This is a genomic window from Cupriavidus sp. USMAA2-4, from assembly GCF_001854305.1.
Classification (GTDB): Bacteria; Pseudomonadota; Gammaproteobacteria; order Burkholderiales; family Burkholderiaceae; genus Cupriavidus; species Cupriavidus malaysiensis.
In genome coordinates, this window is the sequence record NZ_CP017748.1 from 2,466,299 (window position 1) to 2,481,051 (window position 14,753).

Here is a 14,753-nt window from a genome sequence, read left to right on the forward strand (position 1 = left end):
CTCTCCCAATGCTGGCGCGCCATGCGCGGACCCGGGCTGCGCGTGAGCCACGCCACCCCGTCTGATGTTTGGACCCGGATTGTACCCCTCGCTCCAAGTTATCCACAAAGGATAAGTCTGTGGACAAGTTGTGTAGAAGCAGTGGATCGTTGTGCACAACCCTTGATTTGACGCGACCTGGCGGTGCGCGCAAGGTCCCGTAAACAAATGGAAAGACTGCTTTTTCTCCTGTGGACAGGCCTGTGGAGCGCGGCCCGCGACGTGCTCACTTACCCACCGGGCATTGTGGACAATGACACACGCAACGCGTTTACCTGACGCCACGCCAGGCGACGTATACGTCGTATACTCAGCTCCTCACCTTGACACTTCCGGCAAAAATCGTTTAAATGGCGGGTTCTGCGATGCGGCAGGGGATCACGTATGCGCATCGCCGGGTCTGACCTGATCCGTACCGTCCGCGCCCGCGGGCCGGATGGCCGGGACGGACAGCAGGCCGAAGCAGCCTGACCAGGAAGAGACAGCAAGGCCGGCACGCCGGCTCGATCCCGACAGGTCAGCAGCGTCGCAAGACGCACGGCCGGCAGCAAAAGACAACCGCAGACGTCGGCAAGTCCGCCTACGCGGCAGCCCCAAGCGAACCATATGCGGCGGCCATGGCGCCCCGGCCACCGGCCGGTGCCCGGGCGAGCCCGGATCAACCAGAGAGTGCAACATGAAACGTACCTACCAACCTTCCGTTACCCGCCGCAAGCGTACCCATGGTTTCCGTGTGCGCATGAAGACCCGTGGCGGCCGTGCCGTCATCAACGCGCGTCGCGCCAAGGGCCGCAAGCGCCTGGCAGTCTAAGGGCCGGGCGACCGGCCGGAGCGGCGCAGCCTGCGCCGCGTCCGGCCGCCGCCTCGCCTGCAGGACGGCCGGGAGCACTGCAGCCAAGCGCAGCAATCCGCTAGCTTTGCCCAGCGTGCCCGCCCATGCCTTTCCCAAAGCCGTAAGGCTGACAAAGACGGATGAGTTTTCATCCGTTTTTGCTTTGCGGCCCCGTCGCCGCAGCCAGCACTTCGTGCTCTACGTGCGCCCCAACGGGCTCCCGCAGGCACGACTGGGGCTGGTGACGGGCAAGAAATTCGCCCCGCGCGCGGCCGAGCGCAACCTGGTCAAGCGCATGGCGAGGGAACTGTTCCGCCTGCGGCAGGACCAACTTGCCGGCCGCGACGTACTGCTGCGCCTGCAGGCCAAGTTCCCACGCGCGGACTTTTCCAGCCGCGCCGCCATCCGCCGGGCCTGCCTGGCCGAGATCGGCGCGCTGCTGGATGTGGCCGCGCGGCCGCTGCCGCCACCGGTGCAGCCCGCCCCCGCGGGCGCGCACCCGCCGGCCGCGGCGCCGACCGCCTAGCCGCCGCCCGAACGAGCCGTCATCATGAAGCGACTCCTGCTAGCCCTGCTGCGCGTCTACAAGATCGCCCTGAGCCCGTTTTTCGGCTCGCAGTGCCGCTTCCTGCCGACCTGTTCCGACTACGCCCGCGAGGCGATCGAACGCCACGGCGCCGGCCGCGGCAGCTGGATGGCTGCCCGCCGGCTCTGCCGTTGTCATCCGTTCGCACAGGGCGGGTATGATCCCGTGCCTGGCGTCATGCCCGAAGCGAGCGCCTCCGAGCCGGCGGCGCGCATCACCGTCCGGCTGCCCCGACCCTGAATCCCCCTGACCACTGCGAGACATGGATATCAAACGCACCATACTGTGGGTCATCTTCGCGATGTCCCTCGTGCTGCTCTACGACAACTGGCAGCGCGCCACGGGTCATCCGTCGATGTTCTTCCCGAGCGCCAACCAGCAGCAGGCAGCCGCTTCGGGCCAGGCCGCCAACGCGGCCACCCAGGGCGACGTGCCCAAGGCCGCCGGCGCCTCCGCGGCGGCCGCGCCCGCTGCCGCGCCGCAGGCCGCGGCCCAGCCCGCCGGCGAGCAGATCGTGGTGACCACCGATGAGGTGCGTGCCACCATCGACACCGCGGGCGGCATCCTGTCGCGCCTGGAACTGCTGAACCAGCATGAGAAGGACGGCAAGCCGGTGGTGCTGTTCGAACGCGACAGCGTGCGCACCTACGTGGCCCGCTCGGGCCTGATCGGCGGCGACCTGCCGAACCACACCACGGTGTTCACGGCCGCTCCCGGCCCGCGCACCCTCGGCAGCGCGGACACGCTGGAAGTGGCGCTGACGGCCGACAAGGGCGGCATCAAGCTGGTCAAGACGTACATCTTCCGCAAGGGCAGCTACGTCGTCGACACGCGCTTCGCGGTGACCAACGACGGCACCCAGGCGATCTCGCCGACGCTGTACCTGGAACTGGTGCGCGACGGCAGCAAGATCGAGCAGTCGCAGTTCTACAGCACCTTCACCGGTCCGGCGGTCTACAGCGACGCGAACAAGTACCACAAGATCAAGTTCGAGGACATCGCCAAGGGCAAGGCCGACGTGCCGGCCGCGGCCGACAACGGCTGGGTGGCGATGGTGCAGCACTACTTCGCCTCGGCCTGGATCCCGCAGACCGGCAAGCAGCACAGCTTCTACGTGGAAGCGATCGACGCCAACCTGTTCCGCGTGGGCATCCAGCAGCCGCTGGGCCAGATCGCGCCGGGCGCCACGGTGACCACCGATGCGCGCCTGTTCGCCGGCCCGCAGGAAGAGCGCATGCTGGAGAAGATCACCCCGGGCCTGGAACTGGTGAAGGACTACGGCTGGCTGACCGTGCTGGCCAAGCCGATCTTCTGGCTGCTGGAGAAGCTGCATGGCTTCCTCGGCAACTGGGGCTGGTCGATCATCCTGCTGACGGTGCTGATCAAGCTGGTGTTCTTCCCGCTGTCGGCCGCGAGCTACCGCTCGATGGGCAAGATGAAGGACCTGCAGCCGCGCATGACGGCCATCCGCGAGCGCCACAAGGGCGATCCGCAGAAGATGAACCAGGAGATGATGGCGCTGTACCGCACCGAGAAGGTCAACCCGCTCGGCGGCTGCCTGCCCATCGTGATCCAGATCCCGGTGTTCATCGCGCTGTACTGGGTGCTGCTGTCGTCGGTGGAAATGCGCGGCGCGCCGTGGCTGGGCTGGATCCATGACCTGTCGGTGCCGGATCCGTTCTACATCCTGCCGATCGTGATGGCCGTGTCGATGTTCGTGCAGACCAAGCTGAACCCGACCCCGCCGGACCCCGTGCAGGCCAAGGTCATGATGGTCATGCCGCTGGTGTTCTCCTTCATGTTCTTCTTCTTCCCGGCCGGCCTGGTGCTGTACTGGGTGGTGAACAACGTGCTGTCGATCGCCCAGCAGTGGCAGATCAACCGCATGCTCGGCAAGGGCAGGGCCGCGGCGGCAGCCAAGAGCTGAGCGCGCCTCCCCTGACGTGCAAAAAAGCCCGGCTCGTGCCGGGCTTTTTCTTTGCGCGCCGGGCGGCGGCCGTTGCGTGCCGCGCCTGGCGGCACCGCCATCACGCCATCACGCCATCACGCCGATCGCGTCGGTCGCCTCAGGCCAGGGTCAGCGTCACGTCGATATTGCCGCGCGTGGCGTTGGAGTAGGGGCACACGGTGTGCGCCTTGTCGACCAGGCCCTGGGCCACCGCGCGGTCGATGCCCGGCAGCGAGATCTGCAGTTCCACCTCGATGCCGAAGCCGCTGGAGATGGCACCGATGCCGACCTTGCCGGTGATCGACGTCTCGGCCGGCAAGGCGATCTTCTGCTGCGCGGCCACGTACTTCAGCGCGCCGATGAAGCAGGCCGAGTAACCCGCGGCGAACAGCTGCTCGGGATTGGTGCCGTCGCCGCCGGCGCCGCCGAGTTCGCGCGGGGTGGTCAGCTTGACGTCAAGCACGCCGTCGGACGAGACGGCGCGGCCGTCGCGGCCGCCGGTTGCCTGGGCCTGGGCGCGGTAGAGGACTTTTTCGATCGACATGGTGGACTCCTTGGTTGGCTAGAGTGGGTCTGGGTTTTTGTTGCTGATTGCTGATTGCTGCTGATTGCTGCCGAGGTCACGGGAGTCACCGCCATCGCCGGGGAGGCACCGCACCCGCTTTGAATTGCTAGCGATTGAATCGCGCACTACATATGATCTGCCAGCCAACGGCAGCCTGGGCCGCCGCCGGCCTTGCCGCCCCTAAGGTTGCATCGCCTCCTTGGCGAAGCGTTCACGCAGCGTGTCCAGCTCCCGCTTCAGCGTGACCAGCTCATCGATGCTGCAGGCCGAGGCGCACAGCAGCGATTCCGGTACCTGCCGCGCCGGCGCCTTCATCGCCCGGCCCGCTTCGGTCAGGCTGACGATCACCTGCCGTTCGTCGGCCGCGGCGCGTGCCCGTTTCAGCAAGCCCTGCGCTTCGAGCCGCTTGAGCAGGGGCGTCAGGGTGGCCGAATCGAGGTTCAGGCGGGCGCCGATATCGGAGACCGTCACCTCGTCCTGCTCCCACAACACCAGCATCACAAGGTATTGCGGGTAAGTCAGTCCTAACGGACGCAGCAGCTTGCGATACAGCTTGTTCAAGGCGAGCGAGGTGGCGTACACCGAGAAGCAGAACTGGTGGTCCAGCAGTTGCGCCGTCGCCGGCAGCTTGAGCGGGGTGTCTTGCGTATCCATGGGCAAAATATAGGTCGCGCGCGATCTACTTGCAAGCAACGTGTTGACCGGCCCGCCACGCGGGGGGCGACACGACTCAGCGGGGCGTCTGGACCGTGCCCGCTTGTGCTGTCGCCAACTCCCGCACCAGCTCCCGCAGCCGCGCCAGCGCAGGCGACGGGTTGCCCCGCCGCAGCGCCAGGTGCAGCGGGGCGGACAGCGCGGGGCAGTCCAGGTCGCGGTAGACGATGTCCTCCCCACCCAGCCGGCGCATCGAAGCAGGCACCACCGACACCCCGAGCCCGGCGGCCACCAGGCTGAGCGTGGCCGGCAGGCGCGGCGCTTCCTGCGCCACCAGCGGGCTGAAGCCGGCCGCGCGGCAGGCGGCGAGGATGCTGTCGTAGAGGCCGGGGCCGGTCGGGCGCCGGTACAGGATGAAGGGCTCGCGCTCCAGCGCGGTCAGCGGCAGCGGCGCGGCCGCGCTGCCGGCATCGGCCGCCAGCGGGTGATGGGCGGGCAAGGCGGCCAGCATGGGCTCGTCGAGCACTGGATCGAGCAGCAGGTCGGGCAGGCCGCCCGCCGGGGAGCGCACGAAGGCGGCATCGAGCCGCTCGTGCAGCACCGCGTCGGCCAGCTCGACGGTGCCGGCCTCCTCCAGCGCCACCGCCACGCCCGGCATGCGCGCGCGGAAGGCGCGCAGCACCGCCGGCACGAAGGGGTGGAAGCTGGCCGAGCTGGTGAAGCCCAGCGCCAGCCGCCCCAGTTCGCCGCGCGCGGCGCGCTGCACCACGCCGGGCAGGGCCTCGGCGCGCGCCAACAGCACGCGCGCCTCCTCCAGCAGCGCCTGGCCGGCCTCGGTCGGCCGCACGCCGCGCGGCAAGCGCTGCATCAGGCGCGTGCCCAGCTCGGCCTCCAGCCCGCGCAGCAGCCGCGTCAGCGGCGGCTGCTGCATGTCCAGCCGCTCGGCGGCACGCGTGATATTGCCTTCTTCGGCCAGCGCCACGAAGGCGCGCAGGCGGCGCAGATCGATCATCCAGCCATCTCCCGCAGGACCTGGTTCACCATCCTGCTTTATCCATACCATCAGGGTATGGATATTGTGCTCGGGATGAGCTGGAAATCATAGATGAGCGGGCCTATGCTTGCGCCATCCCTTGCCGGGGCCTGACACGGCCGGCAAGGCCCGCAGCGCCCGCAACGCCCCCCAAAGCCATTGCCGGGCGGCAGCCTCCGCAGGAAATCCGCTAGAAGAGGAAGCAAGATGAGCTGGTCTGCCAGACAATATGTGGCGTTCGAGGATGAACGCACCCGCCCGGTACGGGATCTGCTGGCGGCAGTGCCGACGCAGGACGTGCGGCGCGCCGTCGACCTGGGCTGCGGCCCCGGCAATTCCACCGAGGTGCTGATGCAGCGCTTTCCCGGCGCGGAGGTCGCCGGTGTGGATAACTCCGACGACATGATCGCGGCGGCGCGCCAGCGCCTGCCCCAGGTACCGTTCACCCTGGCCGGCATCGAGGACTGGCAGCCGGCTGCGCCGGTCGACGTGATCCTGGCCAACGCCGTGCTGCAGTGGGTGCCGGACCATCGCAAGGTGCTGCCGGAACTGATCGGCAAGCTCGCCCCCGGCGGCAGCCTGGCGGTGCAGATGCCCGACTCGCTCGACGAACCCGCCCACCGGCTGATGCGCGAGGTGGCCGCCGCCGGCCCCTGGGCGGCCAAGCTGGCGGATGCCGCCAATGCCCGCACCGGCCTGTTCACGCCGACCGAGTACTACGCCATGCTGCGTCCGCATGCGGCGCGCGTGGACGTGTGGCTGACGGTCTACCACCACCCGCTGGCGGCGGGGCCTGCGGCCATCGTGGAATGGTTCAAGGGCAGCGGCCTGCGCCCCTTCGTGCAGGCCCTCGACGAGGCCGAGCGCGCCGACTACCTGGCGCGCTACCAGGACGCCGTGGCGCAGGCCTACCCGACGCTGCCCGACGGCTCGGTGCTGCTGCCCTTCCCGCGCCTGTTCATCGTCGCGACCCGCTGAGCGTCGCCCGGCCTCGCCCAGGCCGCCTCGGCTGCCCCGGCCGCCGTACCCGTTGATGCGCGCGCGATGGCCGGCGCCACAGGCCCGCGCCTCAGGCCGGCAGGTGGCAGACCGCCTCGATATTGTGGCCGTCCGGGTCCAGCACGAAGGCGCCGTAGTAGTCTGGGTGGTAGTGCGCGCGGATGCCCGGCGCGCCGTTGTCGCGGCCACCGGCGGCCAGCGCCGCGCGATAGAAGGCATCGACCGCCGCCCGGCTGTCGACGCGGAAGGCCACATGCACCGGCGGCCGGTTGGGCGTGCCGGCGCTGATCCAGAACTCGGGCTTGTCCGGCGGCCCGAAACCCGCCATGTCGGTATGGCCGGTGACGCTGGCCGGCAACTCCATGTTCTTGAGGAAGCCGATGGCGCCCAGCGCCTCGGTGTAGAACGCGCGGCTGCGGGCGAAATCGCCGACGAGCACGCCGGTATGGTCGATCATCTTCGCTGTCTCCTTGCCTTCCGGGGCGATGGCGGCCATTGCAACCGCGCGCGGGCGCGCTGTCAATCGCCGTCAATCGCCGTCAACCGGCGCGCCACCGCCGCCTGGCAGCGCCGCCGCCGTCCAGGGTGCCGCACCCCACACTGCCGGCTGTGCCCCATCGTCTACACTGGATAATGTTGGTACCCATTGGTGCCTTCCAGCGCCGCACTCCGCCGCCGCAATCAGCCGCCGTATCTCCGCCACCCATGCGCACCCGCTCCGATCCGCTCCGGCTTGACCGCAAGATGCGCCCGCACGCCGCCTTCGCCGACCTGGCCGAGGCGGACCTCGCCGCCATCGGCGAGTGCCTGGAGGTGCTTGCCAGCCGCAACGCGGTGGAAGACGTGCACGCGCTGCGCGTGGCCACCCGCCACCTGCGCGCGCTGGCCTGGACCTTCGCGCCCGCGCTGCCGGCCGGCATGGCGCGGCGCTGGCGCCAGCTGGTCGGCGAGCTGGCCGATGCCGCCGGCCCCGTACGCGACTGGGACGTGTTCGCGCTGGAAACGCTCAAACCCGCGCTCGACCGCCAGCCCGGCGACCCGGTGCTGCTGGCGGTACTGGACACCGCCGCCGCGCGCCGCGCCGAGGCGCACGGGGAGATGCGGGCACGGCTGGCCCAATGCCGCCACTGGCCGCTGCCGGCACTGCAGCGCGACCTGGTCCACCTGCGCGGCGGCGTGGGACCGCACCTGCCGGCGGCGCCCGCGCTGGGCCCCTTCGCCCGCCAGCGCGTGGCGAGCACGCGCAAGCGGCTGCGCCAGCTGAAGCGCGCCGCACATGAGAACGACACCGCCAGGCTGCACAAGCTGCGCATCCGCGGCAAGCTGCTGCGCTACACCCTGGAAGCGCTGGCCGAGGTGCTGCCGGCGCGCCGCACCGCAGCCCTCCACGCGAAGCTGGTCAAGCGCCAGACCCGGCTCGGCCGCGTCATCGACGCAGCCGTGGCGCGCCGCCTGCTGTGCGAATGCCTGGGCCAGGCGCCCGCGCCGGGCCAGCCGGCCTGACAGCACCAGGCCCACGCCCTGCCCACGCCCTGCCCCGCCCTGCCCGCCGCCACCGGCGCACCGGCGCACCGGCGGCCAGGCGCCGCCCGCCACACCTTCTGCGACAATATGCCCATGACTGCCTCCCAGCCTCCCATCGCCGCCATCGCCACCGCGCCCGGACGCGGCGGCATCGGCGTGGTGCGCGTCTCGGGCCCCGACGTGGCCCCCATCGCGCGCGCCCTCTGCGGCCAGACGCTCAAGCCGCGCCACGCCACCTACCTGCCCTTCCTCGACGCCACCGGCGACGTCATCGACCACGGCATCGCGCTGTACTTCCCCGCGCCGAACTCCTACACCGGCGAAGACGTGCTCGAACTGCAGGGCCACGGCGGCCCGGTGGTGATGCAGATGCTGCTGGCGCGCTGCCTGGAAGCCGGCCGCGGCATCGGCCTGCGCCTGGCCGAGCCCGGCGAGTTCACCCGCCGCGCCTTCCTCAACGACAAGCTCGACCTGGCCCAGGCCGAAGCCGTGGCCGACCTGATCGAAGCCAGCACCGAAGCCGCCGCGCGCTCGGCCGCGCGCTCGATGGAAGGCGTCTTCTCCAAGGCCATCCACGAACTGGTCGACAAGGTCATCCACCTGCGCATGCTGGTGGAAGCCACGCTCGACTTCCCCGAGGAAGAACTCGACTTCCTCGAAGCCTCCGACGCGCGCGGCCAGCTCGCCGTGATCCGCGCCAACCTCGCCGGCGTGCTGGCGCAGGCACGCCAGGGCGCGCTGCTGCGCGAAGGCCTGTCGGTGGTGCTGGCCGGCCAGCCCAACGTCGGCAAGTCCTCGCTGCTCAACGCGCTGGCCGGCGCCGAGCTGGCCATCGTCACGCCCATCCCCGGCACCACGCGCGACCGCGTGCGCGAGACCATCCAGATCGAAGGCATCCCGCTGCATATCATCGACACCGCCGGCCTGCGCGACGACACCGACGACGAAGTCGAGCGCATCGGCATCCAACGCACCTGGGACGCCGTCGGCCGCGCCGACATCGTGCTGCACCTGGTCGACGCCACCGACTACGTGCGCAACGGCCTGTCCCCCATCGACGACCAGATCGACGACCGCCTCAGCGGCGTGCTGCCGCCGGGCTCGCCCATCCTGCGCGTGGTCAACAAGATCGACCTCGCCCCCGCCGCCGGCGACGCGCACTTCAGCAGCAACCGCCCGCACGTGGTCGCCGCCAACGGCCCCAATCCCAGCGAAGTCTGGATCTCCGCGCGCAGCGGCGCCGGCATCGAACTGCTGCGCGCCCACCTGCTGCGCCTGGTCGGCTGGCAATCGTCCGGCAACGAAGGCACCTTCCTCGCCCGCGAACGCCACCTGACGGCGCTGCGCAACGCCCAGTCCCACCTCGACATGGCCGCCGAACAGGCCGACCAGCAGGCCCAGGCACTCGACCTCTTCGCCGAGGAACTGCGGCTGGCGCAGGACCACCTGAACAGCATCACCGGGGAGTTCACCAGCGATGACCTGCTGGGGACGATTTTTACGCGGTTCTGTATCGGCAAGTGAGGGGTGGCGGGCCGGGTGTGCGGCCCGCGCACCACTGGCACGGGAGCGGCGCATCGGATTTGACGATGCACCGGACCATCGCTCTCCAGCGATGAAACACTTTGCGTTCCGTGCGCCTGGCGCCGTTGCCGGCGCGGCGCAGCGTGCTATTCTCCATTCGCCCCTGAAACAACAGGGGCCAGGTTTGGCGACCTGAACAACGTTGGCGGACAGCCGCATCGGTGCGGCATTTCCATGTCCGTTTGCGCTCGCGCGCGCCTTTTCAATGGCGGGCCGGGTGGGGCAGCCTTCGGGCTGGCCGGTGCCAACGTTCCGGTTCGCCAACCCCGCTTCGGCCCGCCCCCCTCATTTGGCGATGAGCGGCGGGTCTTCGCAACCAACGTTGGAGGCCGCAATGCGCAAGACCCACGCACGTTCTGAGCACCCAGGCACCGGATTTCCTTCATGCAAGCGAAGCCTCTTTGAGCATCGCGATAACGTATTCGATGAGCACATTGAGCGAGCCGCCTACCTGGGCAAACTGGCAAATACCGGCCCACTCGTCGAATGCCTGAACCGCGCCGTGCGGGTTGCCAGAGGCTTGGACATGCTATTCACGCTTGCGCGCAACAACGCCGTCGAACAGCATGAAGAGGAACAAGCCGATGATGGCGATAGAGCGCTCGGCTCGCTCAGTCCGGCCACCATGGATGTGCTGTTCGATTTGGGACAGACGGCCGCGGAATTGCTGGTGCGGGACATCGGGGTTGTTGCCGCGTGGACGGAGGAGAATGGATTGGCCAAAGGCGGCCGCTAGAACGTGATCCCCTACCTCCAGATGTATGAGGGAAGCTCTATACCTTTGGCCGATTTCGGTTATGACCGTCCCGTTCCATCATCGATGGAAAACAACAGCGGGAGAGGGTCATGGATCGCAAGTACTTCGTTATCCTGGCTGGCGCAGCACTTGTGAGCGCATGTGCGTCCACTGTCGTCGAGCAGCGCGCCTTCAAATCGTACGCCGTTGGCAGGGAGGTCTCCACCACGACCGGAAGTGTCATGCTGGTGGATCAGAATGGCTACATCACCAAGCGGCGCGTGTGGGTGGGGCTACTGAACTCACCAGATGGCTGGAGGGAATTGGAGCAGCCCTCCGCTGACTACATTCGGAAGGAATTGATCTACTCCGGAATCGCGGGCACAACGATCGAACTCAGTTATCGCGAGTTCCGGCAAGGATACGCAGCACCGGCTTTCTATCAGAGCGTGCGATATGACTTGGCTCAGTCAAGGACCGTTCGATTCCAGAATTTCACGGTTGATATCCTCTCCGCAGACAACCAACGAATCCGGTACAGGATAGCCAGCGATCGCTAGAGACGGCTCACGTCCCGGCGTGGCTTCACGGCCCTACGTAGGTGCGCTGATGCTCTGAGGCTCTCGCAACGTCAGTTGCCGCCTTGATGCTTGCCATATCGGTCGCCTGACTTGGCGCTCTTGTGGTCGCCGCCCTTGTGCGACGAGCCGCGGCCCCCGGCATAGTGGCCGCCATGGCTGCCGCTATGCTTGCTGCCGGAATAGGAAGGTCGGGCGCCGCCGCCTTTACTGCCTCCCTTCGCCTGAGCAAGCGGTGGCGCAACAAGTCATGCGGCGATCAGCAGCGCGAACAGCGTTTTCATGGTCCCTCCTCGTTGTATTGGTACCCCGAGCGTTGCATGCACAGTCGACCGAATACACCCCTTCGAAGGGCTTGGTGCTTACCCCAGCCAAAATATCAGGCACATCTACGCACCGCGACCATGCGCCCAAAGGTGCCGATATAACCCCTCCTGATTACGCACCGGTCGCACATGAGTTGGTGCCCTAGCTGTCTACAGAAGTTCTGTGCGAACTTTGACGCTTGCCTTCGTGTCGCACTTTACTTAGCCTGCTATCCTTGCCCGGGCAGTTCACTGAGATCGAACGCCTCTACAAGACGCCATAGGCCGTTAGCTCCCATGTGCTGCCGTTATATGTGGCCTCGCACCACTGACCCGGTACAGTAAGCGATTTCAGGCTGGCCACGTTGACACTGAAATCGCCTGTGCAGCTAGCCGCCCGAATAACACGCAATACATCGCTCGACGATGGAAAGCGGCTATTTGTGCTTACATCACGGTTTGCTGTAATGGGTGTCTTGTAAACTATCGTATAACGTTCACCGCGCCCAGCAGTACTGCTGTTGTTCCCTGCGGAGAAAACTCCCGACTGGCTGCCAGAACCTGCAGAGCCGAGAGTTATATTTCCTTCGAAGAGATTGGATGTGCCGCCATTATCAACAACAGCAGGAATCGCATCCGATGCCCCTGCATTTCCTCTGACACTAAGCAATGAGGAAGTACTTTCGGCGCGCACAGCCTGACAGACAAGCGAGGGATTCGACAGGTGTACCTTGTTCCGCTCCGCAGCGCCGCCCACCCCTTTCATCCAGACGGCGTAGGCTGGAGCGATGCCGGCCTCATCGTAGAACCTATTCTCCGATATCACGGCAACAGGAGCATCCGCCTCCTGAACAATTCCATAGTCCTTCTGCCCGTACAAGTCATTGCCCGTTGCTGAGCAATTCGAGGCCGTTACAAAGCGAACACCATAAACTCCGCCAGTTATGGAATTACTGACAGCATTAATCTTTGCCGAACCCCGAATATAAATCCCTGTTTGAGAGCTTCTACCCGCCCACGAAGGATCAGATGATCGGTTTACACCAACAAGGATAGTATTGTTTGATATGTGACCCTTGGCGGCTCCAGAAACGACGATAGCAAAATCAAAGTACCTTGCGTCAATGTCACAATCTGCAATTGAGACCTTTGGACCAAACGTCGTGATTGGTGCGTAACCAGCAGGAATTTCGCTCTGTCCGAGTGATTGAATTTTCGCATCCAGATTCCGAATCCGGGCCTCTCCACATTGTGCCTTGATTGCCCGTCGATTGAAGTCTGTACAGACAGCACCATCAACAATCAAAATAAACTCGTCGGTGAGAGACGAGCTTTGCACATTGATAGAATCCCCTTCACGACCGACAATCCGATCGTAGCGGCCGCCTTCAATTTTCAAATAACCACTTGAAAGCGTCGTTTGCACATTAATTGCCCGACTTGCCCCTGCCGAATCCCCCATACTCCCCGTCACCGGCGCAACGATATTGGAGATATCAGCATGAAGGATATGCAATTTATCCACGTTGCCGTAGGCGTAGATCCCTATCGCGCTATAGACGGTCGCCGGGCCAACGATATTCTTAACTGACGGCCTCTCAACTACCCCTCCGACCGGGTTATTCAGATACAGACCACATTTTGATCCGCCCTGGCCATCGATCCTCAGATCAACGATAAGCGGGCGCTGCCCGCTTACGCTCACCACTTCCGAGGTACAGATACCCTCGACACCAAGACGATAAATCTTTACATCGTCACCATCGATCTTCAACGCACTCGCCGGGTTGGCGCCGCTTGCAACAGTGATTTTCGCCGTTCCGAGGACTACGATGCAGATCGTGGAGCTTCGAACGAGCTGAGCAGAAATCTTAAAAATCCCGTCGAACAGTACCAGATTGCTTCCACTGTTTAGCATGGCCTGACACGCGGCAGTATCATCCGCCACGCCGTCACCGATGGCACCATAGTCGTAAAACGACACCCACTCCTTAGCACTGGCACTCAACACGCTGCTGACTTCCATAGGAATTCCTCGCAAAGATGGCCGCTAGCCGGCGGCGCGCCTTGTTGCATCAATACGTACGTCCAGACCCGATGCGACATCCCTGACTCGGGCTTGACGAGCATGCCGCCGAAGTGAACTGATGACCACCCCGCTTAGAACGTATAGGCAGGTAGTCACATTCAGGCTCCGCCACGCAGACGGTAGGGGAAGAAGAAGCTATCCGGAGGCAGATGAACGGGCCTACGCAGGCTTAAACCATGTCGGTCGGTGGTGGCTCCAGGCTGACTCCTACCGCTCATAGTGCCCAAAGCCGACGACCTTTTGCCCGAGCGGGAGATTCGCTGGTCCCGCGCGAGCGATCCTGTAGCAGTCGGATCTCGTTGCCTGCGGTGAGATCATTGCCTTTCGTCGGCGGACGGAACTGCCACCTCGTGACATGAATCCAGCAGGCCGCCATCGTCGCTAAGGACAGGACTGGGCGAAGGCACAGACGGTTGGGAAGCCTAAATCGGTCAACGTTGACCAATTAGCAACTGTCGATCAGCGGGCGGCGCAAGTCGTAGCGCGCAGAAGATGGCCGACAAGGTAGTCAAAGAAGCCCTGAAGTTCGCCAATAGCCGACTTGGCACTCAAAACTCGCGCAAAGATAGATGCTGGAGATCCCTGCTGCTTCGCAGCATTCCAGGCCGAGTCCTCTCTCCCCATTTCCACACCAAAGTGGGATATGCGATGCATGCCTGAACCACGCACCATGGTGCAGCTAGCAGAAGTGGCCGGAGAGAGCCAACGCGGTCGCATCACGGACGGGAGTGATGACATGGGGAAAAGAAAGGACAAGGAGATTGCTGGCCTCGCTGCCGCCGCTCTCTTCATTGGCGTGCCCATCTACGTTGTGAGTAAGGTCAATGAGACCGTCGGATGGATAGCCCCCTTATGCGCCATCGCCGCGGTTGTCGCACTGGTTTTGGCTCAACGCGCATCCAGGCGCAAAGCTCGCCTAGAGTATCTTCGGGTCAAGTATCAGGACGAAGTTGTTGTCCAGCGCATTGTCGGAGGCCAGATATGGCAGACACAAAGTGCAGAACAGCTTATCGACTCTATTGGTCGGCCCTTGTCTATCGATCAAAAGCTACTGAAAACCAAGACTCGCGAAGTCTGGAAATATAACCACCGTGGAGCAAACCGCTACGGCCTTCGAGTGACGGTTGAGGACGGGTATGTCACTGGGTGGGACCAGAAGACATAGGTGCCCACCTTGCCATGCAAATCATCGGGACATTTTCAAGGGGCCCGCCAATGTCCAGACCGAAGTTCATGTACAGCTGCTTTTCCTGTGGGTCTAGCTTTCAATTTGGCATTCAC

Annotated in this window: 15 protein-coding genes; 10 read left to right on the forward strand and 5 right to left on the reverse strand. The window is 65.3% G+C overall.

Annotated elements, in window-relative coordinates:
• Window positions 1–715 precede the first annotated feature (715 nt).
• The 4 genes from rpmH to yidC all read left to right on the forward strand — a co-directional run bounded on the left by rpmH (window position 716) and on the right by yidC (window position 3,384).
• On the forward strand, window positions 716–850 hold the full coding sequence (rpmH, locus tag BKK79_RS38950) for a 50S ribosomal protein L34 (protein ID WP_006578231.1): 135 nt from the start codon (window positions 716–718) through the stop codon (window positions 848–850).
• Between the two features lie 115 nt (window positions 851–965).
• The gene (rnpA, locus tag BKK79_RS10850) at window positions 966–1,397 is read left to right on the forward strand and encodes a ribonuclease P protein component (RefSeq protein ID WP_156811334.1); all 432 of its coding nucleotides are present in this window, start codon (window positions 966–968) and stop codon (window positions 1,395–1,397) included.
• A gap of 24 nt (window positions 1,398–1,421) precedes the next feature.
• Window positions 1,422–1,697, forward strand: a complete 276-nt coding sequence (gene yidD, locus BKK79_RS10855; protein ID WP_071010539.1) for a membrane protein insertion efficiency factor YidD — start codon at window positions 1,422–1,424, stop codon at window positions 1,695–1,697.
• A gap of 22 nt (window positions 1,698–1,719) precedes the next feature.
• Complete coding sequence (gene yidC / locus BKK79_RS10860; RefSeq protein WP_071037696.1) at window positions 1,720–3,384, forward strand: membrane protein insertase YidC; 1,665 nt, start codon at window positions 1,720–1,722, stop codon at window positions 3,382–3,384.
• Window positions 3,385–3,523: 139 nt separating this feature from the next.
• On the opposite strand, the gene BKK79_RS10865 is transcribed toward yidC, so the two are convergent.
• The 3 genes from BKK79_RS10865 to BKK79_RS10875 all read right to left on the reverse strand — a co-directional run bounded on the left by BKK79_RS10865 (window position 3,524) and on the right by BKK79_RS10875 (window position 5,636).
• On the reverse strand, window positions 3,524–3,949 hold the full coding sequence (locus tag BKK79_RS10865) for an organic hydroperoxide resistance protein (protein WP_071010537.1): 426 nt from the start codon (window positions 3,947–3,949) through the stop codon (window positions 3,524–3,526).
• A gap of 201 nt (window positions 3,950–4,150) precedes the next feature.
• Complete coding sequence (locus BKK79_RS10870; RefSeq protein WP_071010536.1) at window positions 4,151–4,624, reverse strand: MarR family winged helix-turn-helix transcriptional regulator; 474 nt, start codon at window positions 4,622–4,624, stop codon at window positions 4,151–4,153.
• Window positions 4,625–4,700: 76 nt separating this feature from the next.
• Window positions 4,701–5,636: a LysR family transcriptional regulator gene (locus tag BKK79_RS10875; protein WP_071010535.1), complete on the reverse strand. Its 936-nt coding sequence runs from the start codon at window positions 5,634–5,636 to the stop codon at window positions 4,701–4,703.
• A 228-nt stretch (window positions 5,637–5,864) separates the two neighbouring features.
• On the opposite strand from BKK79_RS10875, the gene tam reads away from it, so the two are divergent.
• Window positions 5,865–6,635: a trans-aconitate 2-methyltransferase gene (tam, locus tag BKK79_RS10880; RefSeq protein WP_071010534.1), complete on the forward strand. Its 771-nt coding sequence runs from the start codon at window positions 5,865–5,867 to the stop codon at window positions 6,633–6,635.
• A gap of 91 nt (window positions 6,636–6,726) precedes the next feature.
• Here tam and BKK79_RS10885 read toward each other — a convergent pair whose 3' ends face one another.
• On the reverse strand, window positions 6,727–7,113 hold the full coding sequence (locus BKK79_RS10885) for a VOC family protein (RefSeq protein WP_071015911.1): 387 nt from the start codon (window positions 7,111–7,113) through the stop codon (window positions 6,727–6,729).
• A gap of 287 nt (window positions 7,114–7,400) precedes the next feature.
• Here BKK79_RS10885 and BKK79_RS10890 point away from each other — a divergent pair, with 287 nt between their 5' ends.
• From BKK79_RS10890 to BKK79_RS10905, 4 genes are all read left to right on the forward strand, one after another.
• Entirely contained in the window at window positions 7,401–8,159 is a 759-nt protein-coding gene (locus BKK79_RS10890) for a CHAD domain-containing protein (RefSeq protein WP_231907960.1), read from the forward strand.
• 114 nt (window positions 8,160–8,273) lie between these two features.
• Entirely contained in the window at window positions 8,274–9,704 is a 1,431-nt protein-coding gene (gene mnmE, locus BKK79_RS10895; protein WP_071010532.1) for a tRNA uridine-5-carboxymethylaminomethyl(34) synthesis GTPase MnmE, read from the forward strand.
• A gap of 394 nt (window positions 9,705–10,098) precedes the next feature.
• The gene (locus BKK79_RS40295; RefSeq protein ID WP_157128420.1) at window positions 10,099–10,500 is read left to right on the forward strand and encodes a hypothetical protein; all 402 of its coding nucleotides are present in this window, start codon (window positions 10,099–10,101) and stop codon (window positions 10,498–10,500) included.
• A gap of 110 nt (window positions 10,501–10,610) precedes the next feature.
• Window positions 10,611–11,060 carry a hypothetical protein gene (locus BKK79_RS10905; RefSeq protein ID WP_071037698.1) on the forward strand — a complete coding sequence of 150 codons (450 nt, stop codon included), beginning with the start codon at window positions 10,611–10,613 and terminating at the stop codon, window positions 11,058–11,060.
• Window positions 11,061–11,651: 591 nt separating this feature from the next.
• Here BKK79_RS10905 and BKK79_RS40300 read toward each other — a convergent pair.
• Complete coding sequence (locus tag BKK79_RS40300) at window positions 11,652–13,409, reverse strand: right-handed parallel beta-helix repeat-containing protein (RefSeq protein ID WP_157128421.1); 1,758 nt, start codon at window positions 13,407–13,409, stop codon at window positions 11,652–11,654.
• Window positions 13,410–14,124: 715 nt separating this feature from the next.
• On the opposite strand from BKK79_RS40300, the gene BKK79_RS41095 reads away from it, so the two are divergent.
• Window positions 14,125–14,637 (forward strand): hypothetical protein, encoded by a 513-nt coding sequence (locus BKK79_RS41095; RefSeq protein ID WP_198173274.1) that lies wholly within the window; start codon window positions 14,125–14,127, stop codon window positions 14,635–14,637.
• Window positions 14,638–14,753: the final 116 nt, after the last annotated feature.